Origin of the sequence: Bradyrhizobium sp. (genome assembly GCF_049586575.1) — a bacterium.
Taxonomy (GTDB): domain Bacteria; phylum Pseudomonadota; class Alphaproteobacteria; order Rhizobiales; family Xanthobacteraceae; genus Bradyrhizobium.
This window is the reverse complement of the sequence record NZ_JBAVCF010000492.1, coordinates 1-2,220: the sequence shown is the minus strand read 5'-3', so window position 1 is coordinate 2,220 and position 2,220 is coordinate 1. Positions and strand designations below refer to the sequence as shown.

General features: G+C 63.0%; 3 protein-coding genes. 2 read left to right on the top strand and 1 reads right to left on the bottom strand.

The genetic code is table 11. The annotated features are described in order from the left end of the window. Positions 1–636 (top strand): ABC transporter ATP-binding protein (locus WB528_RS19010; RefSeq protein WP_423889940.1); only part of this gene is annotated, 636 nt, incomplete at its 5' end. Beyond that, positions 629–1,333 (top strand): ABC transporter ATP-binding protein, encoded by a 705-nt coding sequence (locus WB528_RS19005; RefSeq protein WP_423889939.1) that lies wholly within the window; start codon positions 629–631, stop codon positions 1,331–1,333. The genes WB528_RS19010 and WB528_RS19005, both read left to right, overlap by 8 nt. 18 nt (positions 1,334–1,351) lie before the next feature. Here WB528_RS19005 and WB528_RS19000 read toward each other — a convergent pair. Then, positions 1,352–2,220 (bottom strand): hypothetical protein (locus tag WB528_RS19000; RefSeq protein ID WP_423889938.1); only part of this gene is annotated, 869 nt, incomplete at its 5' end.

Here is a 2,220-nt window from a genome sequence, read left to right as displayed (position 1 = left end):
GGCGCCGGCAAGACCACGCTGTTCAACGCGATCGCCGGCGCCTTGGCGCCGACCGCGGGCCGCATCGCGTTCGACGGTCACGACATTACCCGCCTGCCGCCGCATCGGCGCGCCCGGCTCGGCGTTTCCCGCACCTTCCAGATCACCAACCTGTTTCCGCGGCTCTCGGTACGCAACAATATGGTGTTGGCGCTGCGCGGGCGATCGTCGCGAAAATTTTCGCTGTTCGGCAAGCCCGATGTCGACGCCACCGAAGGAAAGCAGATCTCTGCCGCGCTTGAAGCCGCGCGTATCGTCGGCCGCGCCGACGTCATGGTGATGGATTTATCCTATGGCGAACAGCGTCAGCTCGAAATTGCGTTGTCGCTTGTCACCTCGCCACGGCTGCTATTGTTGGACGAGCCCGCCGCCGGCCTGTCTCCCTCGGAGCGCTCGATGGTTGCCGAAATCATCCGCTCGCTGGACAAGGACATCACAGTCGTGCTGATCGAGCACGACATGGATCTGGCGCTCGGTCTTGTCGATCGCGTCACCTGCATGTTCGAGGGCCGCGTGCTGGTGGAAGAAGCGCCCGACGAAATCAGGCGCAATAAACAAGTGCAGGAAGTCTATCTGGGGCGACCGCGTCATGCTTGAGGTTCGTGACCTGCACAGCGGTTATGGCGAAGCGCTGGTGGTCCGCGGCGTCTCGCTCGATGTCGGCGCGAGCGAGATCGTTGCTGTGCTCGGCCGCAACGGCATGGGCAAGACCACGCTGATCCGCTCCATCATGGGGCTGACACCGCCGCAGATTCGCTCGGGATCGATCAGCTGGCGGGGCGAAAGCCTGGTCGGTTTGCGGCCGCATGATATCGCCACGCGCAAGATTGCGATCGTGCCGCAGGGGCGGCGGCTGTTTCCCTCACTGACGGTGACCGAGCATCTAACGATGCTCAAGGGTGCGCGCGCCAAAACCGGCTGGACGCTGGAGCGCGTCTTCGGTCTCTTTCCAAGGTTGGCCGAGCGGCGTCACCATCGCGGCGGGCAATTGTCCGGCGGTGAGCGCGGCATGCTCGCAGTCGGCCGAGCGCTGATGATCGATCCCGATCTGATTCTGATGGACGAACCGTCCGAAGGGCTTGCGCCGGTCATGGTGCAGCATCTGGAAGGGATCGTGCTCGATCTCAAACGTGAGGGGCTATCGATCCTTCTGGTCGAGCAAAACCTCTATAGCGCGCTGGCCGTGGCCGATCGTGTCTACGTTCTGGAGACCGGGCAGGTTGTGCATCAAGCCGATGCGGCGGCGCTGGCGCAACAGACCGATTTGTTGTTTGCGCGCCTCGGCGTCCAATAGGGGACGCGTCCCAGGCGTCTACACGAAGTCCGAATCGGTCAACTGAAAACGGTCGAAACGCGGCGCGGAGTCGGCGGAAGCGCAATCTCGTAGCTGCACCAGGATCGGCGGCCGCAGCCGCTGTGGAAGCGCAAATCCAGGCAGACGCGGCAGACTCTTGTTGAGGCCGGCATATACAAAGACACGATGTTTCCACAGACCGCAGGCTGCGCGGATCAAGGTGCGGATGTCGCCTCCGGCAATGTTCGCTCCCGGCCGTGCAAAGAAACCGCACAGGAGCACGTGGCTGATGCCGCGCGTTTTCCGCGGGGACGAAATTAGCAGGAGGTCCGAGGTCGTGTGGATCGCATAGTCGTAGACCGGATCGCAGATGCGCTCGAACAGCGTCACGGCGTCCCAACGCAGCCCGTTCTCGCTGGGCGGCGTCGCGAAGCCGGACAGCCGCTCGATTGCCTCATCTCTCGTCAATGTCTTGATTGGCCCCGAAAATTGCAGGCGTGCTCTGCTAGTCCACCACGGGCTGACGCCTACGCGCACCGGCAGCAAGAGAAATGGCTGCAGCCCGGCAAGCCGTGCGTTGAGTGGGGCCGAGATCGGGTTCGGGAGACCGAGGATGATGCGGATATTTTTGGCCCCGCACAGGCGGTCGGCCTCCTTGTAGAGACGGCGAACCAGTACCGGCGAACGGTAGGTTTTCAGGATGAAGAGGTCGATCAGCTGAGTGGCGATCACGGGCGCGCCATCCAGATAGACTTTCTGGTGAAGCAGGACGATCTGGCCGATTTTCTTGCCGCCGTCGAAGGCGGCGACAACCGCGCTGCCCTGACCGAAGCCGCGCTCGTAGAGCCATTTCATCCGGGGCGGGGAGAACACAACCGCCTTCGATC